Origin of the sequence: Pseudomonas putida, assembly GCF_001941965.1 — a bacterium.
Taxonomy (GTDB): domain Bacteria; phylum Pseudomonadota; class Gammaproteobacteria; order Pseudomonadales; family Pseudomonadaceae; genus Aquipseudomonas; species Aquipseudomonas putida_L.
The window spans coordinates 14499-38629 of the sequence record NZ_MKZO01000040.1 but is presented as its reverse complement, the minus strand read 5'-3'; the positions used below and the strand labels follow the sequence as shown (position 1 = coordinate 38629).

Below are 24131 nucleotides of genomic sequence, written 5' to 3'. Positions count from 1 at the left end.
CCATGGCCAGTCATATCATTCATTTCACCGGACCGATCAACGCCTCCACCTGCGGCAATCTGATCAGCACCTGCTCCAAGGCCCTGCAACAGGGCGCCGAACGTCTGCAGGTGAATATCGCCACCATGGGCGGGGAGTGCAGCTACGGCTTCAGCCTGTACAACTTCCTGCGTTCGCTGCCGGTGCCGGTGGATACCCATAACCTCGGCACGGTGGAGTCGATGGGCAATATCCTGTTCCTGGCCGGCGAGCGGCGTAGCGCCTGTGCCTTGAGCAAGTTCCTGTTCCATCCCTTCCACTGGACCTTGCATGGCTCGGTGGACCATGCGCGGATGGCCGAGTATGCGATGAGCCTGGACTACGACCTGCAGCTCTATGCGCAGATCGTCGCCGAGCGGACCCGGGGGGCGCAGGAGGTGCTGGACATTCCTCGGTACCTGATGGCGCATCCGCGGATCGTTACGCCCGAGGAAGCCATTCGCTGTGGGTTGATCCAGGCGGTGGATGACTCGGTGATCGGGGTGGATGTGGTGCAGTGGAGTGTGCATGCCTAGTGGCTGTACTTGAGGGCCTCATCGCTGGCAAGCCAGCTCCCACAGGTTTTGCGGTGTACGCGGTCCCTGTGGGAGCTGGCTTGCCAGCGATGAGGCCCTTGTGGATTGCATCATTTTCGAGCGTTCCGCCACCTGCTGGTGCGCCCGCAGCCTGACTTTCCTTTGCTGTCACCCCTCCGCCTAATGACGATATGATGTTTCAAATTATTACGCGTGCAATGGGGGAAAAATGCCGCTCAAGGATTTGTTGCTGGCGCTGGTGGTGATCGTTGCCTGGGGCCTGAACTTCGTGGTGATCAAGGTCGGGCTGGACGGTTTGCCGCCGATGTTGCTGGGGGCGCTGCGTTTCATCCTGGTGGCCTTTCCGGCCGTATTCTTCATCCGTCGGCCGCAGTTGCCGTGGCGCTGGCTGATCGCCTACGGCTCGACCATCTCCCTCGGCCAGTTCGCCTTCCTCTTCGAGGCCATGCACAACGGCATGCCGCCGGGCCTGGCTTCGCTGGTGCTGCAATCCCAGGCCTTCTTCACCATGATCTTCGCCGCCGTGTTCCTCGGTGAGCGCCTGCGTGCGGCCAGCGTCCTTGGGCTGCTGGTGGCGGCAGGCGGGCTGGCGCTGATCGGCAGCGAGAACGGCAGCCATGTGCCCATGCTGGCCCTGGTCCTGACCCTGTGCGGCGGTGCCTGCTGGGGGATCGGCAATATCATCACCCGGCGTTTCGGCAAGATCGACCTGGTGGCCCTGGTGATCTGGGGTGCGCTGATTCCGCCACTGCCGTTCCTGGCCCTGTCCTGGTACCTGGAAGGCCCGGCGCTGATCGAATCGTCGCTGCGCAATATCGGGCTGAACTCGATCCTGTCGCTGATCTACCTGGCGGCGATCGCCACCATGCTCGGCTATGGATTGTGGAGCCGCCTGCTGTCGCGCTACCCGGCGGGGAAAGTGGCACCGTTTTCGCTTCTGGTTCCGGTGGTGGGGCTGACCTCTTCGGCCCTGCTGCTGGATGAGCGCCTGACGGCGATCCAGTGCTGGGGTGGCGTGCTGGTGATGCTGGGGCTGCTGATCAATGTGTTCGGGCCACGGCTGAAGGACGTGTTCAGGACCGCCCAGGCCTGAGGTGCCACTGGTCGGGCATCGATAAGATGACCGGCCAGTCTGCAAATGTCCGGCTAGTCTCTGGATTGTTGAGATCGATATTTTCAGGTTCTCCGGCTGGAGGATCGGTATCGGTCGCTTTCAGAGGGGAGCAGGAACATGAAGGATCAATTTCTCGAAGACCTCGGCGACGAATTCCCGATCAATTCCGTGGTGCGCTGTGGTCAGTCCGCCTTCCGCCTGGGCATTGGCCACATGACCCTGGACGATGCCCAGGGCACCTTCAAGGCGAAGATGCCTGCGCGCATCGAAAGCCGCCGCTTCCTCCCGGCTGCGCTGCCAAAACGCTGAACCAGAGCGCTTTCGGCTATTTGCCGAAAGCGCCGACGGGTACGCGGTTCGCGCCAATTCATGCCGCTTTGTTTGATTTCGCTCATTGCGCCGCCCAGCGGCGCTGGAGAGTGATGGCGATCTATGCCTTACTACGTGCCGTCAATGCGCTATTCCAGTGGAGGAAAGCAATGCGTATCAGGGAAGACAAATACTGGGAATGGGCGGATGCCGGGTTGCACAGCCGCAGCCATGATGAAGTGCTCAGCGACGGTACCAGCATCGATGTGCAGGTCCGGCTGTCGCGCACCGGTGCGACCCAACTGTTCCTCGGCGTGTATGCCCGCCACGGCAAGGCGTTGCTGGAGGAGTACTACCCGACACGACCGAGCGAAAGCATGAGCCGGGCGCTGGTCTGGGGTGTGGACCGGGCCAGGGCGATGGTTGCCGAATTGCAGCCCGAGGAGCCACTGGCGCTGCTGCGACGGGCATGAAAAAAGCTGCAAGCTACAAGCCGCAAGCTGCAAGAAAGAGCGACACCGGGTCCGCTTTTACTTGCAGCTTATAGCTTGAAGCTTGCAGCTTCGAAGGACTCAGCTGAGGCGGTCGATGACCTGAACGCCCTGGCCTTCACGCAGCGCTGGCCACTCCTGTTGCAAGGTTTCCAGCACGCGACCGACGAACTGGGTATCGGCGGCCGCTTTCTTGCCGACGTAGCCCTGGCCACGGCGGTACATCTTCATCCGGGCGCGCATGCCGGGTTTGCCCTGTTCGAATTCATCTTCGGTGGTGCAGGGCGACAGGCTGTCGATATGCACTTCACCTTCGTCGCAGATCCAGAGGATGTGGCTGTCGAGCGTGTCTTTGCGCGCAGCGAACAGTTTGGCCAGTTCCTGGATAGTCGGTTGTTCGTTCAAGTTCATCATTAAAGCCCCCATAACCCTTCAGTGGTTGATTCGTTCAGACTCGCGCTTCATGTAGCGCATCTACCAAGGCTGCTACAGCAGCATCGCAACAGGGGCTTTCTTCACTCTGCCTTTTGGACAGTCCCACTCCACGGACAACCCGAAAATCACTCGAATCGTCTGGAACACCCTTGCCAGCGCTCCCGATCGGGGAGACGAGTCCATCATGCAAGAGCCCGATGAACGGCGTCAACGGGTTTGTAGTGATTTTTTCTTATCACTACAAAAATGATGTCCCACGTATGTAGTTATTGCCGGGTTGTCCTACAAAACCTGCGGCAGCCTGATCCGTCAGGGCTTGATCGATGTCATTTTTTCCGCGAGAGAGCGGGAGGATGATCGAGGAGAACGGGCAAGCCGCGGAATAGAGCGCTTGCCAGCACTTCCCAAGGCAGCGAGGCAGGCCATGAATACGTCACCCACAACCGCGACCCTCCGGCCGGGTCTACCCATTGGCCTGCTGGTGGGCATCGCCGCCCTGATCGGCGTCCTGTTGCTGCCGCTGCCGAGCGATCTGCCGGTGGCGGGGCAGCGGGTCCTGGCGATCCTGGCCTTCGCCGTGGTCATCTGGATCACCGAGGCGGTGTCCTACGAAGCCAGTGCGATCATGATTACCTCGCTGCTGGCCTTTCTCCTCGGCAGCGCGCCGACCCTGGCTGACCCGAACCTCACCTATGGCTCATCCGCTGCCGTGGGCATGGCCCTGACCGGGTTTTCCAATACCGCGCTGGCGCTGGTGGTCGGTGCGCTGTTCCTCGCCGCCGCCATGACCCATACGGGCCTCGACCGGCGCATCGCCCTGGTCACCCTCGACCGTATCGGCGTCAGTACCCGGCGCATCCTCCTCGGTGCGGTGGTGGTCACCATCCTGCTCAGCCTGGTCGTACCCAGCGCCACCGCGCGCAGCGCCTGCGTGGTGCCGATCATGATGGGGGTGATCGCCGCCTTCGGCGTGGACAAGCGCTCGAACATCGCCGCCGGGATCATGATCATCGTCGCCCAGGGCACCAGCATCTGGAACATCGGTATCCAGACCGCCGCCGCGCAGAACCTGCTGACCGTGGGCTTCATGGACAAGATGCTTGGTGCCCGGGTGTCGTGGATCGACTGGTTGATCGCCGGTGCTCCGTGGGCGCTGCTGATGTCGGCGCTGCTGATCGTGGTGGTGCTGAAGATGCTGCCGCCGGAGACCGACAGCATTCCCGGCGGCAAGGCGGCGGTGGCCGAGCAGTTGGCGGCGCTGGGGCCGATGAGCGGGGCGCAGAAGCGCCTGCTCGGGGTATCGCTGGCGCTGCTGCTGGCCTGGGCCACCGAGGGCAAGCTACACGGCTTCGACACTACCTCGACCACCTACGCCGGGCTGGTCCTGCTGTTGCTGCCGCGTTTCGGCGTGATGACCTGGAAGGACGTGCAGGCGCGGATTCCCTGGGGCACGGTGATCGTCTTCGGTGTCGGCATCAGTCTGGGCACCACGCTGCTGACCACCCAGGCCGGGCAATGGCTGGGTGCGCAGGTGGTGGCCCATACCGGGCTGGATCAACTGGGCACCCTGGGCGTTTTCGCCATTCTCGGGGCGTTCCTGATCCTGATTCACCTGGGCTTCGCCAGTGCCACCGCGCTGACTTCGGCGCTGCTGCCGATCCTGATCGCCGTGTTGCAGACCCTGCCGGGAGATTTCAACCGGCTGGGCATGACCATGGTCCTCGGCTTCGTGGTCAGCTACGGCTTTATCCTGCCGATCAACGCGCCGCAGAACATGGTGTGCCTGGGCACGGAAACCTTCAACGCACGGCAGTTCGCCAAGGTCGGCCTTGTCGTGACCCTGGTTGGTTACCTGCTGATGCTGGTGTTCGCCGCCACCTGGTGGCACTGGCTGGGCTGGATGTGAAAACGGCGGCCTCAGGGCCGCCGTTTCATCAGAAGTTCGCCGGGGTGTTGGCGCTGATGATCTCGGCCTCGTCCTGGCCGATGTTCTTGAAGCTGTGGGGCAGGGTGGTGGGGAAGTAGTAGCCGTCACCGGAGTTGAGGATGCTTACCTGGCCATCGACCCGCAATTCGATGGTGCCACGGGTGACCAGGCCGCATTCCTCGCCTTCGGCATGGACGATCGGCTCTTCACCGGAGTCCGCGCCGGGGGCGTACAGTTCGCGCAGCATGCGCATCTGCCGGCCTTCGACACTGGCGCCGACCAGCAGCATGCGCATGCCGCTGCGGCCTAGGTCAGGCTGCTCGGCCGCGCGGAAGACGAAGCGTTCTTCCCGCGGAGGCTCGTCGAAGCTGAAAAACTCCGCCAGGGACATGGGAATGCCTTCGAGCAGTTTTTTCAGGGAGCTGACCGAGGGGCTGACGCGGTTCTGCTCGATCTGCGAGATCGTCGAGTTGGTCAGGCCGCTGCGTCGGGCCAGTTCCCGTTGGGAGAGCTTGTTGCGTTCACGCACCAGTCTGAGTCGTGTCCCCGTGTCCATAGCCGCCTTGGTGTTGAGAAGAAAAAATGGGCGACGCATTAAAACACACTCGGCGGGGGTGTGTCGGGGCTGGATTTCCCTGCTGTTCTTTCGGGCCTCATCGCTGGCAAGCCAGCTCCCACAGGGACCGAGTGCACCGCGGACTTTGTGGGAGCTGGCTTGCCAGCGATGAGGCCCGAAAGGTCACTTCTCTTTCGAGGTAGTCCAGAGGCCGATCAGCAACAACAACCCCGCCGCCACCAGCCACGGCAGCCGGGCATCCAGGCTGTAGATCAAGGTCCCGGCCAGCGGCCCGATCACCACCCCGAGCCCTTGCATCGCGCCGATCGACCCGGCGGTAGCGCCCTGTTCCGAGGCTTCCACCGCATTCGCCGCCAGCGCCGCGAAGGCCGGGAAGATCCAGCCCATGCCGCCGGCGCAGATGAAGAAGCCGGCCGAAAGCATCAGGCTGTCCACGGCAAAGGCACTGACCACGAAGCCCAGCGCGCCGACACAGGCCCCCACGCGGATCATCCGCAGCGGCGGCCATTGCAGCTTGCGCACCAGCAACTGGGAGAAGATCAGCGCCACGCCGACCATGGTCAGGGCGATCCCCGCCGCCTGGGCCGCTGCGCCCGGTTCCAGGCCGAGGCGGTCGAGGGCGAAGAAGCCGACGGTGATCTGCGCCAGGGACACGCAGAGCATGGCGACGAAGGCCACCGCCAGCGGCCGGCGCAGGCGCGGGTCGCTCAGCCGTACCGGGCGTGGTGGCTGGGCCAGGTGCAGTTCCTGGCGCACCAGCTTGTGGCGCAGCACCAGCAGGGCCAGCAGCGGCAGGATTGCCAGGGCATACATCGGCAGGCTCAGGCTGAAGCGGGCGAGCAGGGCGGCCAGGGCCGGGCCGAGCACCAGGCCCACGGCGTTGGCAGCACCCAGTGAGGCCATGGCCTTGGCACGGTTGGCCGGTTCGACGTTATCGGCGATCAGCGCATTGCTGCCCACCGGCAGCGCAGCATAGAACGCGCCGATGGCGCCGCGGCCGATCATCATCCCGACGAAAGCGATGGACGCCGGCGGCAGCCAGCGCAAGGCGCCGTCGATGAACAGGCACAGGGCCCAATAGGCGAGGGTGAAGCCGCCGGCACCGAGCAGCAGGATGCGGCGCCGGCCGTAGCGGTCGCTGGCGCGGCCCCAGGGGCGGGCCAGGAGCATCCAGATCACCCCGGAGACGGTCATGGCGGCACCGGCCTGCCAGGGGGCCAGTTGCAAGACCCGGGCGATGGGGCCGATCAGCGAGACGAAGGCCATCATGGCGATGGTGCAGGCCATGTGGGCGAAGAGCAGGGGGCGCAGGTCGAAGGCAGGGGCTACCTGGGCTTTGGTCATAAGAGGTCCTGTTTTTGTGGTGTTCTTCAGGGCCTCATCGCTGGCAAACCAGCTCCCACAGGGATCGCATAACCTGTGGGAGCTGGCTTGCCAGCGATAGGGCCCGAAAGGCCGACCATTGTGCCCCGCCCTGAAACATTTCTTGAAGATAAAACCCGTATTTACGTTTTTTCTGTCCTCACCACAGCGCCACGGTATACCCGAGAATCAAGCGGTTCTCATCGATATCCGTCGTCAACCCGCCACTGGAGCGAAACGTCGCATTCCTCAAGCGCACGCTGAAATTCTTCAACGGCCCGCTCTGCACCACATAGGCGATATCGGTGTCCCGTTCCCATTCCTTGCCGCCGCTGACCGTCGCCGTCTCGATGTGCTTGCCGTTCACATAGCGGGTCATGAAGCTCAGCCCCGGCAAGCCGAAGCTGGCGAAGTTGTAGTCATAACGGGCCTGCCAGGCATCGGTCTCGGCCTTGGTGAACACGTTCACCGTGACCAGGTTCACCGAGTAGGGATCCAGCCCCGGGTAGGCGAAATCACCGTCGCCGGAGAGGTTCTGGTAACCCAGGCCGAATTTATGCGCACCGACACCCAGGGTCAGCATGCCGTTGAAGAAGCGGTTGTCGATCTTCCCGCCATCCACCCGGTTCGCCGAACGCAGGGCGTCGTGGCCGCTTTCCCGGGTGTCGAAGTAGCGCAGGTCGCTGCGCAGGCTGACCCCGTCGCCGAGCGGCAGGTCATGCACCAGCCCGGCGTAGTGCTGGCGGTAGATGTCCTGCATGTCGGCGTAGTAGTAACTCAGCGCCAGATGCTGGGTGAGCGCATAGGTGCCGCCCGCGAGGTCCAGGTGGCTGCTTTCCACCCCGGCGTAGCTCATTTCGTCGTTGCTGGAGGAATCGCGCAGGTTCTGCTTGTCCAGGCGCCCGAGGTTGAAGGTCAGGCCGTCGATGTCCTGGGAATTCAGCAGGCCGCCGCTGTAGGTGGACGGCAGCAGGCGCACATCGTTGATCGCCGCCACCGGCAACGCGGGTTGCAGGGTGCCGAGCTTGAGGGTGGTCTTGCTGATCCGCGCCTTGGCGGTCAGGCCCAGTTCGCTGAAGTCGTCCACCGGCTCCTGGCTGGCGCCGTAGGGCAGCAGGCCGGTGCCACGGCGATCGCGGCTGGAGTCGAGCTTGACGCCCAACTCGCCAAGGGCATCGACACCGAAGCCCAGCGTGCCTTCGGTAAACCCGGATTCCAGGCGCAGGATGAAGCCCTGCGCCCATTCCCGGGCCTGGCTCTGCGGTGCGTTGTCCTGGCGGAAATCACGGCTGAAGTAGAAGTTGCGGGCTTCCAGGCTGCCCTTGCTGTCCTTGATGAAATCGGCGTGGGCGAGAAACGGGGCGAGGGCGCTGCACAGGCCGGCAGCAGCCGCGCAGTGGCGACGGGAAAGAGACATCGATGGCATACCTTTTGTTCTTTTTGTGGTCTGGCCCGTGATGGGCTCGCGCTATAGTTAACATGTTATCTTTTGTTGCGTGAAACCCTTTAGGTAAGCTTGCAGATAAAATTAAGATATTAACGTTATGTCCTGCTCGCGGAGCCCTGATGACCCGACCTTCCAACCCGGCGCGCCTGATCGTCCTGCTCGCCGCCCTGGTGGCCTTTGCGCCACTGTCCATCGACACCTACCTGCCCAGCCTGCCGCTGATCGCCAGCGACCTGCAGGCCAGTTCCGCCAGCGTGCAACTGACCATCAGCCTGTTCCTGGTCGGCCTGTGCCTGGGCATGCTGGTCTACGGGCCGCTGTCCGACCGCTATGGCCGGCGCCCGCTGTTGCTTGGCGGCATGGGCCTGTACCTGGTGGCAACCCTGGGCTGCATTTTCGCTGGCTCCGTGGAGCAACTGGTGACCTGGCGCTTTTTCCAGGCCCTCGGCGGCGCGGCGGCAGCGGTATTGGCGCGGGCCATCGTGCGTGACCTGTTCGCCCTGGCCGAAGCGGCGAAAGTGCTGTCGCTGATGCACCTGGTGACCATGCTCGCCACCCTGGTCGCGCCGCTGCTGGGCAGCGTGCTGATGGACATGGGCGGCTGGCGCACGGTGTTCCTCGGCCTGCTGCTGTTCGGCACCCTGTGCCTGGTCGCCGCGGCGTGGAAAATCGGTGAAACCCACGCACCGGACCAGCGCGGCGAGTCCCTGGCCAAGGTCTTCCTTGCCTATTGGCATATCGCCACGCAGCCGCTGGCGCTGGGCTACATCCTGTGCATGGGCCTGGCCTTCGGCGGCATGTTCGCCTTCATCACCGCCTCGCCCTTCGTCTACATGGAGTTCTTCGGCGTATCGCCGCGCGGCTATGCCTGGCTGTTCGGCCTGAATGTGTTTGGGATCATCCTGATGACCCTGATCAATGCCCGCCTGGTCAGCCGCCTCGGCCCGCTGCGCATGCTCGCGGTAGGCGCAGGGCTGGCCGGGCTGGCGGCGTTCGGGCTGCTGGTGACCGGCTTGAGTGGCTGGGGCGGGCTGGCGCTGATCGTCACCTGGGTGGTGCTCTACGTCAGCGTCACCGGTTTGCTCGGCGCCAACTGCGTGGCCAGTCTGCTGGCCCTGTTCCCGCGTCAGGCGGGCGCGGCGGCCGGGTTGGCGGTGGCTTGCCAGTTCGCCCTGGGCGCGCTGTTTTCCGCCGCAGTGAGTGCCCTGGCCGACGGTACGCCACGGCCGATGTGCCTGACCCTGGCCGTGGCCGGGCTGGGTTGCCTGGCGTGCTACGCAATGATCGCCCGAGGTGTCAGGCACAGGGCCTGAGCACGGAACGACAAGTCTTGGGAAGCGTCCATACTCAGTGAACCCCGGCGGTGTTTGCCTCATGCCGGGGCACCTGTTACAAACAGGTGCAAGACCCGCGCGTGCGGTGTTCACAACAGCGGTGCCACAGTGGTTCGCAGGCACCGAACAGCATGGAATCCAGAATGACCCAAAGACAGGTAATCAATGCTTCGGTCGCCCCCAAGGGTAGCCTGGAGACGCTTTCCCAACGTGAAGTCCAGCAACTGAGCCAGGCCGGCTCGGGCTCCATGTACAGCCTTTTCCGCCAGTGCGCCCTGGCCATCCTCAACACCGGCGCCCATGTCGACAATGCCAAGACCATCCTCGATGCCTACAAGGACTTCGAGGTCCGTTTCCACCAGCAGGACCGCGGCGTGCGCCTGGAACTGCTGAATGCCCCGGCCGACGCCTTCGTCGATGGCGAAATGATCGCCAGCACCCGGGAAATGCTCTTCAGCGCCCTGCGTGACATCGTCTACACCGAAAGCGAGCTGGACCGCCTGAACATCGACCTGGACAGCTCCCAGGGCATCACCGACTACGTCTTCCAGCTCCTGCGCAATGCGCGCACCCTGCGTTCGGGCGTCGATCCGAAGCTGGTGGTGTGCTGGGGCGGGCACTCAATCAGTAGCGAGGAATACCAGTACACCAAGAAGGTCGGCCACGAGCTGGGCCTGCGCAAGCTGGATATCTGCACCGGCTGCGGCCCGGGCGTGATGAAGGGCCCGATGAAGGGCGCGACCATCGCCCATGCCAAGCAGCGCATGAGCAGCGGCCGCTACCTGGGCCTGACGGAACCCGGGATCATCGCCGCCGAGGCGCCGAACCCGATCGTCAACGAACTGGTGATCCTGCCGGACATCGAGAAGCGCCTGGAAGCCTTCGTCCGGGTCGGCCACGGCATCATCATCTTCCCGGGCGGCGCCGGTACGGCGGAGGAGTTCCTCTACCTGCTGGGCATCCTCATGCATCCGGACAACCACGACCTGCGCTTCCCGGTGATCCTCAGCGGCCCGCGCAGTGCCGAGCCGTACATGCAGCAGTTGAACGCCTTTATCGGCGCGACCCTGGGTGAAGCGGCGCAGAGCCTGTACCAGATCATCATCGACGACCCGGTGCAGGTGGCGCGGGTGATGACCGAGGCGCTGAAGGAAGTGAAGCAGTTCCGTCGCGAGCGCAACGACGCCTTCCATTTCAACTGGCTGCTGAAGATCGAAGAGGGTTTCCAGCGTCCGTTCGACCCGACCCACGCCAACATGTCGGCGCTGCAACTGAGCCGCTCGCTGCCGCCCCATGAACTGGCGGCGAACCTGCGCCGGGCGTTTTCCGGGATTGTCGCGGGGAACGTGAAGGACAAGGGGATTCGGCTGATCGAGGAACATGGACCGTACGAGATCCATGGTGATGCCGAGATCATGGGGCCGCTGGACAAGCTGTTGCAGGCGTTCGTCGAGCAGCACCGGATGAAGTTGCCCGGTGGGGCGGCTTATGTGCCGTGCTATCGGGTAGTGGCGTAGCCTTTCAGGGCCTCATCGCTGGCAAGCCAGCTCCCACAGGTTATGCGATCCTGTGGGAGCTGGCTTGCCAGCGATGAGGCCCTCAGGATCTACACAAAATCCCCGTCAGCCATCAATTGCAGCCCCCCATCGGCCTGCTCCTTCACCAACCCGCTGGCCAGCAACAGCGGCTTCACCCGCACGTGCAGCCCCGGCTCGACAAAGGCCTTCACCGCCTCCAGGTCCAGGCTCCCGGTCGCCGGCATGTCTTCCTTGTTGTACGACAGCCAGGCCTTTTTCAGGTTGCCCAGTACATCCGCCGCCGTGGTCACGGCAAAGCGCCGGTGCAGCGGGATGCCGTTGAATTCGAAACTGTGGGCGAAGGCGTAGGCGCTTTCGTCGTTGGCGCTGTCCTTGCAGCGCGCGCAAACGCAACGGCCGTTGCCGAAGGCATTGCTCAGGTAGGTGTTGAAGTCCACCACGGGCTTCAGGCTCAGGCGCTTGTCGACTTCGAACAGGTCACCGGTCATTTTCGCTTCGGCACTCAAGGTCTTCTCCTTTGCGGTCGTGCGGATTCAGCCGGGCACGATACCAGCGAGCGGCGCCCGGCGCTCGTTTTCGTGATGGCCGGGCGGGCTTTTACCGGCGTCCTGGCTTATCCTGTGCGCCTTTCCCCGCCCGCCGATCCCGGAGTCGTCACGCATGAAGAAATACACCGCCACCGTCACCATCAGCGCCGAGCAGCGCGATGACGTCGAAGCCGTCGAGAACACCGGTGTGCAGGTTTCCCTCGAGGCGGTGTCGGAAACCCTGAAGAAGGTCCACTTCAACGGCACCCTGGCCGCCCCGGAAAACCCCACCCATATCTGCGTCACCCTGGACAACGGCCTGACCTACTACGGCGAGATCGTCAACGGCCACGCCGAGCTGGAATACGGCTGGCTCGCCTTCGAATCCGACATGCTGACCCCGGAAGAACTGGGCCTTTAAGCCGCCCGCCAGGCCGCCGGAAAATTTATTTTCAGCAGCCTGCATCCATTTGCCCTCCAGCCAGGTAGTTCAGACAGCAGCCGTCGCGCTGTCGAACCGATCCCCTGACTGGAGTCATGCCCATGAACGTCAAATCCCGCTTCGAACTCGCCTTCGCCGCCCTGTTGTTCAGCTCCATCGCCCACGCCAATAGCTCGCTGCCCGACAGCATCAAGGTGCCGGACGGCCACAAGGTCGCCCTGGAAACCACGGGCGTTGGTGAAATCACCTACGAATGCCGCGACAAGGCGAATATGCCGGGGCAGACCGAGTGGGTCTTCGTCGGTCCGAAAGCGGTACTCAACGACCGTAGTGGCAAGGCCGTAGGCGATTACTTCGGTCCACCCGCCACCTGGCAGGCCAAGGACGGTTCGAAAGTCACCGGTACGCAACTGGCGGTAGCGCCGTCGAGCCCGGGCAACCTGCCGTACCAGTTGGTCAAGGCCAACCCGGCCGAAGGCAAGGGCGCCATGAGCGGCGTGACCTATATCCAGCGCACGGCGCTCAAAGGCGGGGTTGCACCGGGCAGCGCCTGCACCACGGCCGACAAGGGCAAGCGCGAAGTGGTGAGCTACCAGGCGGATTATATTTTCTGGACCGCCCGGTAAATCGCCGCTGCCAGCCCGGGGGCTGGTCTACGCTGCTGTCAGCCAGTCCCCAGCCACGGCGAGACCCTGTGACTTTATCCGCACCTGCGTTCGACTATGAAGACCACCTGGCGGCCTGCGCCCGCGGCGACCGCCAGGCCCTGCGGCGCCTGTATGACGTCGAGGGCCCGCGCCTGCTCGGCGTGGCCCGGCGGCTGGTCAAGGACACTGCCCTGGCCGAGGACGTGGTGCACGACGCGTTCATCCGCATCTGGACCCGCGCCGCGACCTTCGACCCGGCGCGGGGCAGCGGGCGCGGCTGGATGTTCAGCATTACCCGGCACCTGGCCCTGGATTTCCTGCGCCGCCAGGAGCGGGACGTGGCACTGGACGAGCACAGCGAGCCGGCACTGGCCCAGACTGACGAGCTCGACGGGCTGTTGCACGGCGCTCGCCTGAGCCAGTGCCTGGACCAGCTGGAGCCCGTGCGGCGGGCATGTCTGGTGCACGCTTATGTCGATGGTTATTCCCACGGCGAAATCGCGCGCAGGCTCGATAGTCCGCTGGGCACGGTGAAAGCCTGGGTCAAACGCAGCCTGGCTGCCTTGCGCGAGTGCATGGGATGACAAGCGGCGACGACAAGCAATCTGCCGACGACCTGGACGCCCAGGCCGCCGAATACGTGCTCGGCACGCTGCCGTACGAGCAGCGCCAGGCCTTGGCTCGCCGCCTGGAACACGAGCCGGCGCTGCGTGCTGCGGTGGATGCCTGGGAGCAACGTTTGCAGTCGATGCAGGCGTTGGCGCCAGCGCAAGTGCCTTCGGATTACCTGTGGCAACGGATCGAGCGCAGCCTTGACGGCCTCTCGCCGGCACCGGTAGTGGCCAGCGTGGCTGCTTCCCGTTGGTGGCAGCGCGCCACGCCCTGGCGCTGGACCACGGCGGCCGGGCTGGCGGCCAGCCTGGTGCTGGCGGTGTTGCTGCTGCGCGGGACGCCTGCACCGCTGCCGACCTACCTGGTGGTGCTGGTAGCCCCGCAGGACCAGGCTCCAGGCTGGGTGGTCCAGGCCAGCAGCCCGCGCAGCGCCCAACTTATCCCGCTGGGCGTGGCCGAGGTCCCGGCCGGCAAGACCCTGCAGTTCTGGACCAAGGCCGATGGCTGGAGTGGTCCGGTTTCGCTGGGCCTGATCAAGCCGGGCGAGCGCGTCGAGGTACCGCTCGAAACCCTGCCGCCGCTGGAGAACAACCAGCTCTTCGAATTGACCCTCGAAGGCCCGACGGGCTCGCCGACGGGCAAGCCGAACGGGCCGATCCAGTTCATCGGGCGGGCGGTCAAGGTGCTGTAAATTTGCACCAAAATGTGACACTGCAAAATAATTGCACTAAAACAGCACTTTTTTGAATTGGAGCAAGGGGCGGGATTTCTTCACACTGCCGGGCAATCTTTCCATCTCCAAGGAAGGAGCCCTTTGCGTATTGCCCCTCGCGATACAAGTCCGCCCAGGTTGGGCGGGCTTCTTTTCTTCAAAAGGTGCTGGTCTTCACATGTCTAGTCGTGGTCTGGGTCACTGGTTCGATCGCTTCATTCCGGCTGCTTTGCATATCCCCCCCAAAGAATGGTTCCGCGCTGCCTTCGGTGCCTTGCTGGCCCTGGTGCTGGCGGGCAGTGCGTGCAGCTACCTGTTCGGCAGTGCCGCCGCCTTGCACCTGATGGCGCCGCTGGCGGCGTCCACCGTGCTGCTGTTCGCCGTGCACTCCGGTGCGCTGTCCCAGCCCTGGCCGTTCCTGGCCAGCTATGTCTGCGCCGCAGCGGTGGGCATCAGCCTGCATCACTGGTTCGGTCATAACCTGTATGTGGCCGGCGCTGCGCTGCTGCTGGTGATCCTGCTGATGTGCCTGCTGCGCTGCCTGCATCCGCCGGGTGCGGCGCTGGCGGTGAGCCTGGCCCTGGCCGATCCGTCGCTGGCGGCCATGGGCGCACGGGTAATCGAGCCGGTGATGCTCAACGCCTTGATCGTGCTGGCCGTGGCCGTGGGCTACAACCGCCTGACCGGGGTGCTCTATCCAAAGATCGGCGTGCCGCGCAAGGCTGCCCATGCCACTGCCGACCAGCCGGCCAGCGAGCGCGTCGGGATCAGCAGCAGGGATCTGGACGAGGCCCTGGATGAACTGGGCGAGTTCGTCGATGTGACCCGCCCCGAGCTGGAGCGGATCATCCTCGCCACCGAGCGTCACGCCGTGCAGCGCAGCCTCGGCGGGATCAGCGCGGCCCATGTGATGTCCCGCGACGTGCAGTTCGCCACCCCGCAGACCACTTTGCAGCAGGCCTGGAAGCAACTGTCCAGTCATCACCTGAAGAACCTCCCGGTGCTGGACAAGGCCGGCAAACTGGTGGGCATTGTCAGCCTCAGCGACCTGGTCGGCCCGGCCATGGCCCAGGCCAGATTCAGCTGGCGCGGACTGTTCGGTCGCGGCAAGGCGGTGACCCTGGAGCAGATCATGAGCGAGCCGGTGATCACCGTGGACAGCGATCATCAGGCGGTGGAACTGATCCCGCTGCTGTGCGATCGCGGCTTGCACTGCCTGCCGGTGCTGGAAGGCGGGAAGGTGGTTGGAGTGGTCACCCAGACCGACCTGATTGCCGCCCTGAGCCAACACCTGCTGGCCCAGGACCGTCTGGCCAAAGCCGCCTAGATCAGCGGATCCCAGCGCTGCGACCAGTCGCTCTCGCGCGCAACCACCTGGCGCAGCAGGTCGAAAGCCTGCTGCAACACCTCCGAATCCCGTTCCCGTGGGTACACCAGCCAGGTGGGGTAGGGGAATTCCGGGGCCTGGGGCACCCGTTGCAGCACGCCGCGATCCAGATAGCTCTGCACCACCCGCGTGCGGAAATAGCCGCTGCCGCCGTGTTCGAGGATGAACTGCAGGGCCAGCGGGCCGAGGTTGAAGCTCAGCGCCGGGCGTGCGCAGTCCGGCAGGGCTTCGTCGTGCAGACGGCGGAAGGCGTCGCCCCAGTCGATATACACGTAGGGCTCGGGCTTGCGCGCGAGCTGGATGCGGATCAGTTTTTCTTCCAGCAGTTGTTCCACTTGCAGGCCGGGGCTGTAGATCGGCTGGTAGACCAGCGCCGCGTCGAGGGTGCCGGCCTCGAGCTTCTGCAGCAGGGTGTCGCTTTCGCCGACTTCGCTGCGGATCCCGTGGTGGGGCATCTGTTCGTGGAGCACGCTGACCCAGTCGAGCATCAGCGGGTTGCACAGGCTGACTTCACCGCCGATGCGCAGGACCTGGTGGAAATTGTCGGTCAGCGGCAGGTCGCGGCGGGCGGCTTCCCAGGTGTGCAGGAGCTGGTTGGCGTAGGGCACGAAGGCCTCGCCATTGGGCGTCAGGCTGGCGCCGGCGCGGCTGCGGATGAAGAGCTGGCTGTCGAGTTGCTGTTCGAGCTTCTGCACCCGGGCGCTGATGGCGGTCTGGGTGACATGCAGGCGCTCGGCGGCCGCGACCAGACTGCCGCTGCGCACGATTTCAAGGAAGGTCCGGGCCAGCTCGATGTCCATGGGAGAACCTGGAGGGGAGGGGGAGCTGGGCATTCTAAAGCTTTTGGAGTGGAATGGGATTTTCTGGAAAGTGCAAAAAACCTGTGGGAGCTGGCTTGCCAGCGATTTGGCCAGACCTGACAACATCATTGCCCAGGCTGGCCTCATCGCTGGCAAGCCAGCTCCCACAGGTTCAGAGGTGTCCTTGCTGTTTTGGTTGTGTCAGTAGCGGATCATTACGGACTTCAGCTCGGTGTAATCCTCGATAAACGCCCCACCAAACTCCCGGCCCACACCCGACGCCTTGATCCCGCCAAACGGCACCGCCGGGTCCAGCAGGGTATGCATGTTCACCCACAAGGTCCCCGCCTGGATCTGCGGGATCAGGCGCATGGCCTTGCCCAGGTCATTGGTCCACAGGCTGGCACTCAGGCCGTAGGGGCTGTCGTTCATCAGTTCGACCAGCTCTTCCTCGGTGTCATAGGCGAGGAAGGTCGCCACCGGGCCGAAGGTCTCTTCGGTCATCAGGCTGTCCCTGGCCGAGTTGGCCAGGATCACCGTCGGCTCGACATAGCAGCCCGGCCCGTCGATCAACTGGCCGCCATGCAGGATGGTGCAGTTCTCGGCGCGCGCCTTGGCGAACAGTTGGCCCAGCTTGGCCTGGTGCTGCTTGTTGGTGACCGGACCGAACTCGGCGCTTTCATCCAGCGGCGAGCCGATCTTCAACTGGCTCAGGCGCTCGCACAGGCGTTGGGTGATGGCATGGATCTGCGAGCGGTGCACATAGAAGCGCTCTGCCGCCGCACAGATCTGCCCGGAGTGCAGGAAGCCTGCCTCGATGATGCCGTTCACTGCCTTTTCCACGTCCACGTCCGCCAGGAAGCCGGCGGCGTTCTTGCCGCCCAGTTCCAGGGTGGCGCGGGTCAGGTTGGCGGCCATCGCGGTCTGGCCCACGGCCAGGCCGGTGGGCACCGAGCCGGTGAAGGAGACCTTGTCGGTATGCGGGTGCTCGATCAGCGCCTTGCCCACGCCACCGGCACCGGTGACCACGTTCAGGGCACCCGCCGGCAGGCCGGCTTGCACCGCCAGTTCGGCAATACGCAGGATGGTCAGCGGGGTGAACTCGCTCGGCTTGATCACCACGCTGCAGCCGGTGACCAGCGCCGAGGCCAGTTTCCAGATGGCGATCATGGTCGAGAAGTTCCACGGCACGATGCCCACCACCACGCCGATCGGCTCGCGCAGGGTGAAGGCGGTGTACTTCTCGCCATTGAACGAGGGCAGCGACGGGGTGATGGTCTCGCCGCCGATCTTGGTCGCCCAGCCGGCGTAGTAACGCAGGAAGTGCGCGGCCTGGGCCACTTCGAAGTTGCGCGAAATCTGGATCAGCTTGCCCGATTGCAGGGTCTCGATCTGCGCCAGTTCCTCGCAGTGGCTTTCCAGCAGGTCGGCCAGTTTCAGCAGCACCGCACCACGCACCGCCGGGGCGGCCTGGGACCATTGGGCGAAGCCCTTGCGCGCCGACGCCACGGCAGCGTCGATATCCGCCGGGCTGGCTTCGCCGACACGGGCGATGACTTCGCCGCAGGCCGGGTCGATGACCTCGAGTTTGCGATCGCTGCCGGCGACCTGGGCGCGGCCGTCGATAAACAGGCCGTGGTCGCGCTGGAGAAAGGCCTGGACGGCAGGCAGAAGGGAAATGCTCATCTCGGAAGTACCTGTGCAAAGAGGCAAAGCCGCACCCTAGCGCAGGCTCGCGCGGGTGACTTGACTGTGCCTGCCAGGGCGACATGACCGGGTCTGCCAACCGATCGGAAGGCCGCGTCGGTTGCGCCATGGAAAGTACAATTTTGTCTGTGGAAGGTGCATTTTCAGCCTCTCGCCCGGCTCCCATACTGGCCCCGAATCCGCCGCAGTCGCTGCCACTGGTAGCTCAGTCGGACATCCAATAATAAGCAGGGCCTCCCATGAAAAAGCCAAACCCGCTGCTCGAAGACCTCAAGTCGGTACTCCCGGCTATCGCCGCCAATGCCTCCCGTGCCGAGAAGGACCGTATGGTCCCTGCCGAGAACATCGCCCTGCTCAAGGGCATCGGCCTGCACCGCGCGTTCCTGCCGAAAGCCTACGGCGGCATGGAGATCTCCCTGCCGGAATTCACCGATTGCATCGCCCTGCTGGCCGGTGCCTGCGCCAGCACCGCCTGGGCCATGAGCCTGCTGTGCACCCACAACCACCAGTTGGCGATGTTCCCGGCCAGGCTCCAGGAAGAAATCTGGGGCGTGAACCCGGACCACACCGCCTCCAGCAGCATCGCGCCGTTCGGCCGTGTCGAAGAGGTCGAGGGTGGCCTGCTGTTCAGCGGCGAAATGGGCTGGAGCAGCGGTTGCGATCACGCCGAGTGGGCCATCGTCGGTTGCCGCCGGGCCAATGCCGAAGGCACCCAGGACTACTGCTTCGCCGTGCTGCCACGCAGCGACTACGAGATCCGTGACGACTGGTTCGCCGCCGGCATGAAGGGCAGCGGCACCAAGACCCTGATCATCGACAAGGCCTTCGTCCCCGAGCACCGCATCCAGAAAGCCAAGGACATGATGGAAGGCAAGTCCGCCGGCTTCGGTCTGTACCCGGACAGCAAGATCTTCTACACCCCGTATCGCCCGTACTTCGCCGTCGGTTTCGCGACCATCAGCCTGGGCATCGCCGAGCGCATGCTGGAAGCCTTCCGCGAGAAGACCAAAAACCGCGTGCGCGCCTACACCGGCGTCAGCGTCGGTGCCGCGACCCCGGCGCTGATGCGCCTGGCCGAATCGACCCATCAGGTCGCCGCCGCCCGTGCCTTCCTCGAAAAGACCTGGCAGGACCACGCCGACCACGGTGCGCGCAAGGAATACCCGAACCGCGAGACCCTGGCGTTCTGGCGCACCAACCAGGCCTACGCGGTGAAGATGTGCATCCAGGCCGTCGATCGCCTGTACGAAGCCGCCGGCGGTACCGCCTGGTTCGAGAGCAACGAGCTGCAGCGCCTGTGGCGCGACTCGCACATGACCGGCGCCCATGCCTACACCGACTACGACGTCTGCGCGCAGATCCTCGGTCGTGAACTGATGGGCCTGGAACCTGACCCGAGCATGGTCTGAGTTCCACTTCTTCTCTCTCGTATAACAACAATCACGGTTGCCCATTCGCGGGCAGCCGGGGAGTCTTGCATGTCTACAGAAACTGCCGCGGCCTTCGACAGCCGTGCCTTCCGCCGCGCCCTGGGCAACTTTGCCACTGGCGTCACCGTGGTCACCGCCGACGATGGCCGGGGCAACAAGGTGGGTGTTACCGCCAACAGCTTCAACTCGGTGTCCCTCGACCCGCCGCTGATCCTCTGGAGCCTCGACAAACGCTCCAGCAGCCTGGCGACCTTCGATGCGGCCAGCCATTTCGCGGTGAATATCCTGGCCGCGGACCAGATCGACCTGTCCAACAACTTCGCCAAGCCGCGAGATGACCGCTTCGGCGGTATCGCCCACCAGGCGGGAGCGGGTGGGGCGCCGATCCTCTCGGACTGCTCGGCCAACTTCCAGTGCGAGAAGTACCAGATGGTCGATGGTGGCGATCACTGGATCATGATCGGCAAGGTGGTGGCCTTCGAGGATTGCGGGCGTTCGCCGTTGCTGTATCACCAGGGTGCGTATTCCATGGTGCTGCCGCATACGCGCATGACCCGTCGCGAGGAAGGCCAGCCGCCGAGCAGTCATTTCCAGGGGCGCCTGAGCCATAACCTGTACTACCTGATGACCCAGGCCCTGCGCGCCTACCAGGCCGGGTACCAGCCGCGCCAGCTGTCCAGCGGCCTGCGCACCAGCGAAGCGCGGATGCTGATGGTGCTGGAGAACGATGCCGGTTTGAGCCTGGCCGATCTGCAGCGGGAAGTGGCGATGCCGGCGCGGGAGATCGACGAGGCGGTGGCCAACCTGACCCGCAAGGGGCTGGTGAGTGGCAGCGAGGAGGGCGGCAATGTGCGCCTGACCGCCAATGGCGTGGAGCAGACCGAGGCGCTGTGGAGCATTGCCCAGGAACAGCAGGACAAGGTGTTCGGGCAGTTCAGTGAAGAGCAGATCGAGAATTTCAAGATGGTGTTGAAGGCTGTGATTCGCGGGTGAATCTACTGGCCCTATCGCTGGCAAGCCAGCTCCCACAGGGACCGCGTGCACCGCAAAACCTGTGGGAGCTGGCTTGCCAGCGATGAGGCCCTTGAGGCTTGCCAGAGAACCCCAAACCCCCACAAACCCAAGGGTGCCTTTTTCCACTTGAATTGTTATGTTATCACATCAACAATCCAGGTGCCCCCATGACCACCCCCCTCACCAAGCTCTCCCTTGGCCTTTCCGCCAGCCTGCTCGGCCTGCCCGCCCTTGCCCAGGACCCGGTTCTCCTCGATGCCCTGAACATCAACGAGCGCCAGGTCGAAGAACGCGCCGACGGCCCCGTCCAGGGCTACCGCGCCACCCGTTCGGCCACCGCGACACGCACCGACACCGATATCCGCGACACCCCGCAAGCCATCAGCGTGGTACCCGCCCAGGTGCTGCAGGACCTCAACACCACCCGCATCGACCGCGCCCTCGACTTCGCCGGCGGCGTCTCGCGGCAGAACAACTTCGGCGGCCTGACCTTCCTCAACTACAGCGTGCGCGGCTTCACCACCGGCGAGCTGTACAAGAACGGCTTCGCCATCAACCGCGGCAGCTACAGCGCGCCGGATACTTCGGCGATCGAGCGTATCGAGGTGCTCAAGGGCCCGGCCGCCAGCCTCTACGGCCGTGGTGACCCGGGTGGCCTGGTCAATATCGTCGGCAAGAAACCTCAGGCCGAAGCCTTCAGCACCTTCAAGGCCAGCGCCGGCAGTTGGGACCGCTACCGCAGCAGCCTCGACGTCAACACTCCGCTGGACGAAGACGGCCGGGTGCTGTCACGGGTGAACCTGGCGGTGGAGGACAACGGCAGCTTCCGCGACCATGTCGACGGACGCCGGGCCATCGTCAGCCCGTCGCTGAGCTGGCAACTGAGCCCGGACACGCTGTTGTCCATCGACACCGAGTTCTCCCGCACCGAGTCGGTGTTCGACCGGGGTATCCCGGCGGTGAACAACGCGCTGGGGCCGGTCTCGCGCTCGACCTACCTCGGCGAGCCCAACGACGGCCATATCCGCAACGACAACCAGACCCTCGACGTGGCCCTCGAGCATTACCTCGACGACAACTGGAAACTGCGCCTGGCCAACCACTACACCCAGGGCACCTTGCGGGGTGACAGCTCGGAAACCTCCCGCGTGGTGGGGGATCGCATCAGCCGCTTCTACCGCGAGCGGGATTTCGAGTGGAACGACAACATCACCCAGGCCGAGCTGCATGGACAGTTCGAGTTCCTTGGCTGGCAGCACCAGAGCCTGATCGGCCTGGAGTACGAGAACTACCGCAACAGCCAGAAGTATCCGCAAAGCGTGACCGGTTTCGGCTACGGGCTGGACATCTACAACCCGGTGTACGGCCAGGCTAAGCCGCCACTGGTGAATGCCAATGACTTCTTCGAGCACACCGAAAGCTATGCGTTGAACCTGCAGGACCAGATCGCCTTTACCGACCGCCTGCGCGGGCTGGTCGGCGTGCGCCTGGAGCGGGTCGAGCAGACCGCGCTGAACCGCGCGACTCGGGTCAGCAATAGCCAGGAAAAGGATGTGGCGACGCCACGGCTTGGCCTGATGTACCAACTGACGCCGCAAGTGGGGGTGTTCGCCAACGCCTCCACCTCGTTCAAGCCCAATGCCATCGGCACGCGCGGGCAGGTGTACAAGCCGGAGAAGGGCATCGGTTACGAAACCGGGCTGAAGCTGGACCTGTTCGATAGCCGGGTTGGCGCAACGCTGGCGCTGTTCCATATCGACAAGGAAAACGTCATCACCACCGATGCCTCCGGCGACAGCATTGCGGCGGGCAAGGCGCGCAGCCAGGGCATGGATCTGCAATTCAGCGGGCAGGTGACGGACGAGGTGCGGGTGATCGGCGCCTATGCGTACATCGACGCCGAGGTGACCAAGGGCGATGCGGCCCTGCCCAAGGGCAGCGATCTGCTGGGCATTCCCCGGCACAGCGGCAGCGTGATGGCGGTGTATGAATTCCAGGACGGGGCGTTGCGTGGATCGGACTTTGGTGCGGCGGCGAACTACGTTGGCGAGCGCTCCGGGCAGGCGGGCAGCCGTTTCCGTTTGCCGTCCTACAGCACCGTCGATCTGCTGGCCCACTACAAGGCCAGTGAGCAGCTCACCCTCGGGGTGAACCTGAACAACCTGTTCGACCGCAAGTACTACGAGCGGGGCTACAACCTGGCGTGGAACATGCCGGGCGAGCCGCGGAACCTGAGCCTGAGCCTGGCCTATTCGATGTAAAAGTCTTTGAGGGCCTTATCGCAGGCGCCGCAGCCCCGTGGGAGCTGGCTTGCCAGCGATGAGGCCCTCAAGACCAATACATCAACCCACGGTCGTACACAGCTCGACCAGAATTCCCGCCGGACACCTGACCCACGACACCGTCTGTCCCCAGGGCTTCACCTGCGGCGCCTTCAACTCCACCGCCCCTGCGGCCAACGCCCGGGCATGGGCGGCCGGCACATCCTCGGTCACCAGGCCGATCTCCATTCCCAGCGGCCTGTCGCTCTCGCTAGCCGCCAGCACGCCGCCCGCGAAATTCATCTCCCCCAGCTCCAGGGAAGCGAACGCCAGGGTCGTGGCCCCGGTTTCCAGCTCGCCATAGTCTCCCGACTCATGGAGGAACCGCCGCTGCAGACCGAAAGCGGCCTCGAAAAAGCTCAACGACGCCGCGACATCCGCGACATAGGCAATGGTGTAACCCAGTTTCATGCTTGTCTTCCTTGATGAGTGATCCGCCGTTATACCGCACTGCGGCAACCAGCACATTGCCACTGTTGAGCGAGCGCTCTATCGTGGGGCACGGACCGGGACCAAAGGAGCTGACCATGGCCGATTCACTTGCCCTCAACAAAGCCAGCTGGGATGAGCGCGCGCCGTTGCATGCGGCGTCTGGCGATTATGAAGTGGCGGCGTTCGTCGCCGATCCTGCGCACCTCTCCGAAGTGGTGCGCTTCGACCTGCCGTTGCTGGGGGAGATCGACGGCCTGCGCGGCCTGCACCTGCAATGCCATATCGGTACCGACACGTTGTCCTTGGCCCGCCTGGGCGCGCAGATGACCGGGCTGGATTTTTCCGGGCGCTCGCTGGAGCAGGCCCGGGCCCTGGCCGAGCGCTGCGAGACGCCGATCGAGTATGTCGAGGCCGATGTCTATGCGGCCTGCTCGACCTTGCCGGCGGCGTCGTTCGACCTGCTCTACACCGGGGTCGGCGCCCTCTGCTGGCTGCCGGATATCCAGCGCTGGGCCGGCACCGTGGCGACCTTGCTCAAGCCGGGCGGGCGCCTGTTCCTGCGCGAAGGCCATCCGATGCTGCTGGCGCTGAACGAGGATCATCAGGACCGGCTGGTGGTGGAGTACCCGTACTTCGAACGGCCCGAACCGACGGTGTGGATCAGTGACCAGACCTATGTCAGCACCGAGGCCAGCCTGGTCAATACCGAAACCCATGAATGGAACCATGGGCTGGGCGAGGTGGTGAGTGCCCTGATCAGCCAGGGCATGCGGCTCACCGGGCTGGTGGAGCATGACAGCATCCCCTGGGAAGCGCTGCCGGGGCAGATGAGCCGGCGGGAGAATGGCGAATGGCAGCTGGATAACCAGCCCTGGCGGTTGCCGTTGAGCTACACCTTGCAGGCGGTCAAGGAGTAGGGCTTTGGCTTGATGGTGTTGCTGATGGCCCTATCGCTGGCAAGCCAGCTCCCACAGGTTGAGTGCATATCTTG

24 protein-coding genes are annotated in these 24131 nt (G+C 64.3%); 16 read left to right on the top strand and 8 right to left on the bottom strand.

The window, feature by feature from the left end; genetic code table 11:
• Positions 1-2: 2 nt before the first annotated feature.
• From PSEMO_RS22355 to PSEMO_RS22340, 4 genes are all read left to right on the top strand, one after another.
• Positions 3-554 (top strand): ATP-dependent Clp protease proteolytic subunit, encoded by a 552-nt coding sequence (locus PSEMO_RS22355; protein ID WP_075805155.1) that lies wholly within the window; start codon positions 3-5, stop codon positions 552-554.
• Between the two features lie 229 nt (positions 555-783).
• Complete coding sequence (locus PSEMO_RS22350) at positions 784-1668, top strand: EamA family transporter (RefSeq protein ID WP_075805154.1); 885 nt, start codon at positions 784-786, stop codon at positions 1666-1668.
• A 138-nt stretch (positions 1669-1806) separates the two neighbouring features.
• Positions 1807-1998, top strand: a complete 192-nt coding sequence (locus PSEMO_RS22345; RefSeq protein ID WP_075805153.1) for a hypothetical protein — start codon at positions 1807-1809, stop codon at positions 1996-1998.
• A gap of 170 nt (positions 1999-2168) precedes the next feature.
• Entirely contained in the window at positions 2169-2471 is a 303-nt protein-coding gene (locus PSEMO_RS22340) for a hypothetical protein (protein WP_075805152.1), read from the top strand.
• A 99-nt stretch (positions 2472-2570) separates the two neighbouring features.
• On the opposite strand, the gene PSEMO_RS22335 is transcribed toward PSEMO_RS22340, so the two are convergent.
• Entirely contained in the window at positions 2571-2903 is a 333-nt protein-coding gene (locus PSEMO_RS22335; RefSeq protein ID WP_081430311.1) for a hypothetical protein, read from the bottom strand.
• Between the two features lie 445 nt (positions 2904-3348).
• Here PSEMO_RS22335 and PSEMO_RS22330 point away from each other — a divergent pair, with 445 nt between their 5' ends.
• Positions 3349-4830 (top strand): DASS family sodium-coupled anion symporter, encoded by a 1482-nt coding sequence (locus PSEMO_RS22330; RefSeq protein WP_075805151.1) that lies wholly within the window; start codon positions 3349-3351, stop codon positions 4828-4830.
• Between the two features lie 28 nt (positions 4831-4858).
• On the opposite strand, the gene PSEMO_RS22325 is transcribed toward PSEMO_RS22330, so the two are convergent.
• The 3 genes from PSEMO_RS22325 to PSEMO_RS22315 all read right to left on the bottom strand — a co-directional run bounded on the left by PSEMO_RS22325 (position 4859) and on the right by PSEMO_RS22315 (position 8207).
• Positions 4859-5407, bottom strand: coding sequence for a cupin domain-containing protein (locus tag PSEMO_RS22325; protein ID WP_009408871.1), 549 nt, complete (start codon positions 5405-5407; stop codon positions 4859-4861).
• 183 nt (positions 5408-5590) lie between these two features.
• Positions 5591-6772 carry an MFS transporter gene (locus PSEMO_RS22320; RefSeq protein WP_075805150.1) on the bottom strand — a complete coding sequence of 394 codons (1182 nt, stop codon included), beginning with the start codon at positions 6770-6772 and terminating at the stop codon, positions 5591-5593.
• Between the two features lie 178 nt (positions 6773-6950).
• Complete coding sequence (locus tag PSEMO_RS22315) at positions 6951-8207, bottom strand: OprD family porin (protein ID WP_075805169.1); 1257 nt, start codon at positions 8205-8207, stop codon at positions 6951-6953.
• A gap of 149 nt (positions 8208-8356) precedes the next feature.
• Between PSEMO_RS22315 and PSEMO_RS22310 the strand changes: the two genes are divergently transcribed.
• Positions 8357-9550, top strand: coding sequence for a Bcr/CflA family multidrug efflux MFS transporter (locus PSEMO_RS22310; protein WP_075805149.1), 1194 nt, complete (start codon positions 8357-8359; stop codon positions 9548-9550).
• Between the two features lie 164 nt (positions 9551-9714).
• Positions 9715-11088: a nucleotide 5'-monophosphate nucleosidase PpnN gene (gene ppnN, locus PSEMO_RS22305; RefSeq protein ID WP_075805148.1), complete on the top strand. Its 1374-nt coding sequence runs from the start codon at positions 9715-9717 to the stop codon at positions 11086-11088.
• An 89-nt stretch (positions 11089-11177) separates the two neighbouring features.
• Here the strand turns inward: ppnN and PSEMO_RS22300 are convergent, their stop codons facing one another.
• Positions 11178-11615 carry a hypothetical protein gene (locus tag PSEMO_RS22300; RefSeq protein ID WP_075805147.1) on the bottom strand — a complete coding sequence of 146 codons (438 nt, stop codon included), beginning with the start codon at positions 11613-11615 and terminating at the stop codon, positions 11178-11180.
• Between the two features lie 154 nt (positions 11616-11769).
• Between PSEMO_RS22300 and PSEMO_RS22295 the strand changes: the two genes are divergently transcribed.
• The 5 genes from PSEMO_RS22295 (at position 11770) to PSEMO_RS22275 (ending at position 15376) form a co-directional block, all read left to right on the top strand.
• On the top strand, positions 11770-12057 hold the full coding sequence (locus tag PSEMO_RS22295) for a hypothetical protein (protein ID WP_075805146.1): 288 nt from the start codon (positions 11770-11772) through the stop codon (positions 12055-12057).
• Between the two features lie 122 nt (positions 12058-12179).
• A complete protein-coding gene (locus tag PSEMO_RS22290) occupies positions 12180-12704 on the top strand; it encodes a DUF3455 domain-containing protein (protein WP_075805145.1) in 525 nt (174 codons plus the stop codon).
• A gap of 68 nt (positions 12705-12772) precedes the next feature.
• Positions 12773-13309, top strand: coding sequence for a sigma-70 family RNA polymerase sigma factor (locus PSEMO_RS22285; protein WP_075805144.1), 537 nt, complete (start codon positions 12773-12775; stop codon positions 13307-13309).
• A complete protein-coding gene (locus tag PSEMO_RS22280) occupies positions 13306-14028 on the top strand; it encodes an anti-sigma factor (RefSeq protein WP_075805143.1) in 723 nt (240 codons plus the stop codon). Before PSEMO_RS22285 ends, PSEMO_RS22280 begins: the two co-directional genes overlap by 4 nt.
• A gap of 199 nt (positions 14029-14227) precedes the next feature.
• Positions 14228-15376 (top strand): HPP family protein, encoded by a 1149-nt coding sequence (locus tag PSEMO_RS22275; RefSeq protein ID WP_075805142.1) that lies wholly within the window; start codon positions 14228-14230, stop codon positions 15374-15376.
• On the opposite strand, the gene PSEMO_RS22270 is transcribed toward PSEMO_RS22275, so the two are convergent.
• Together PSEMO_RS22270 and PSEMO_RS22260 are read right to left on the bottom strand one after the other, a co-directional pair.
• Positions 15373-16236, bottom strand: a complete 864-nt coding sequence (locus PSEMO_RS22270; protein ID WP_075805141.1) for a LysR family transcriptional regulator — start codon at positions 16234-16236, stop codon at positions 15373-15375. The two genes, PSEMO_RS22275 and PSEMO_RS22270, sit on opposite strands and share 4 nt — an antisense overlap.
• Before the next feature lie 201 nt (positions 16237-16437).
• The gene (locus tag PSEMO_RS22260; protein WP_075805139.1) at positions 16438-17922 is read right to left on the bottom strand and encodes an aldehyde dehydrogenase family protein; all 1485 of its coding nucleotides are present in this window, start codon (positions 17920-17922) and stop codon (positions 16438-16440) included.
• Positions 17923-18182: 260 nt separating this feature from the next.
• Between PSEMO_RS22260 and PSEMO_RS22255 the strand changes: the two genes are divergently transcribed.
• The 3 genes from PSEMO_RS22255 (at position 18183) to PSEMO_RS22245 (ending at position 22648) form a co-directional block, all read left to right on the top strand.
• Positions 18183-19352, top strand: coding sequence for a p-hydroxyphenylacetate 3-hydroxylase oxygenase component (locus PSEMO_RS22255; RefSeq protein WP_075805138.1), 1170 nt, complete (start codon positions 18183-18185; stop codon positions 19350-19352).
• A gap of 69 nt (positions 19353-19421) precedes the next feature.
• The gene (locus PSEMO_RS22250) at positions 19422-20366 is read left to right on the top strand and encodes a p-hydroxyphenylacetate 3-hydroxylase reductase component (protein ID WP_075805137.1); all 945 of its coding nucleotides are present in this window, start codon (positions 19422-19424) and stop codon (positions 20364-20366) included.
• 188 nt (positions 20367-20554) lie between these two features.
• A complete protein-coding gene (locus PSEMO_RS22245; protein ID WP_075805136.1) occupies positions 20555-22648 on the top strand; it encodes a TonB-dependent siderophore receptor in 2094 nt (697 codons plus the stop codon).
• Between the two features lie 81 nt (positions 22649-22729).
• Here the strand turns inward: PSEMO_RS22245 and PSEMO_RS22240 are convergent, their stop codons facing one another.
• Positions 22730-23119, bottom strand: a complete 390-nt coding sequence (locus PSEMO_RS22240; protein ID WP_075805135.1) for a VOC family protein — start codon at positions 23117-23119, stop codon at positions 22730-22732.
• Between the two features lie 116 nt (positions 23120-23235).
• On the opposite strand from PSEMO_RS22240, the gene PSEMO_RS22235 reads away from it, so the two are divergent.
• The gene (locus PSEMO_RS22235) at positions 23236-24057 is read left to right on the top strand and encodes a class I SAM-dependent methyltransferase (RefSeq protein ID WP_075805134.1); all 822 of its coding nucleotides are present in this window, start codon (positions 23236-23238) and stop codon (positions 24055-24057) included.
• Positions 24058-24131 lie beyond the last annotated feature (74 nt).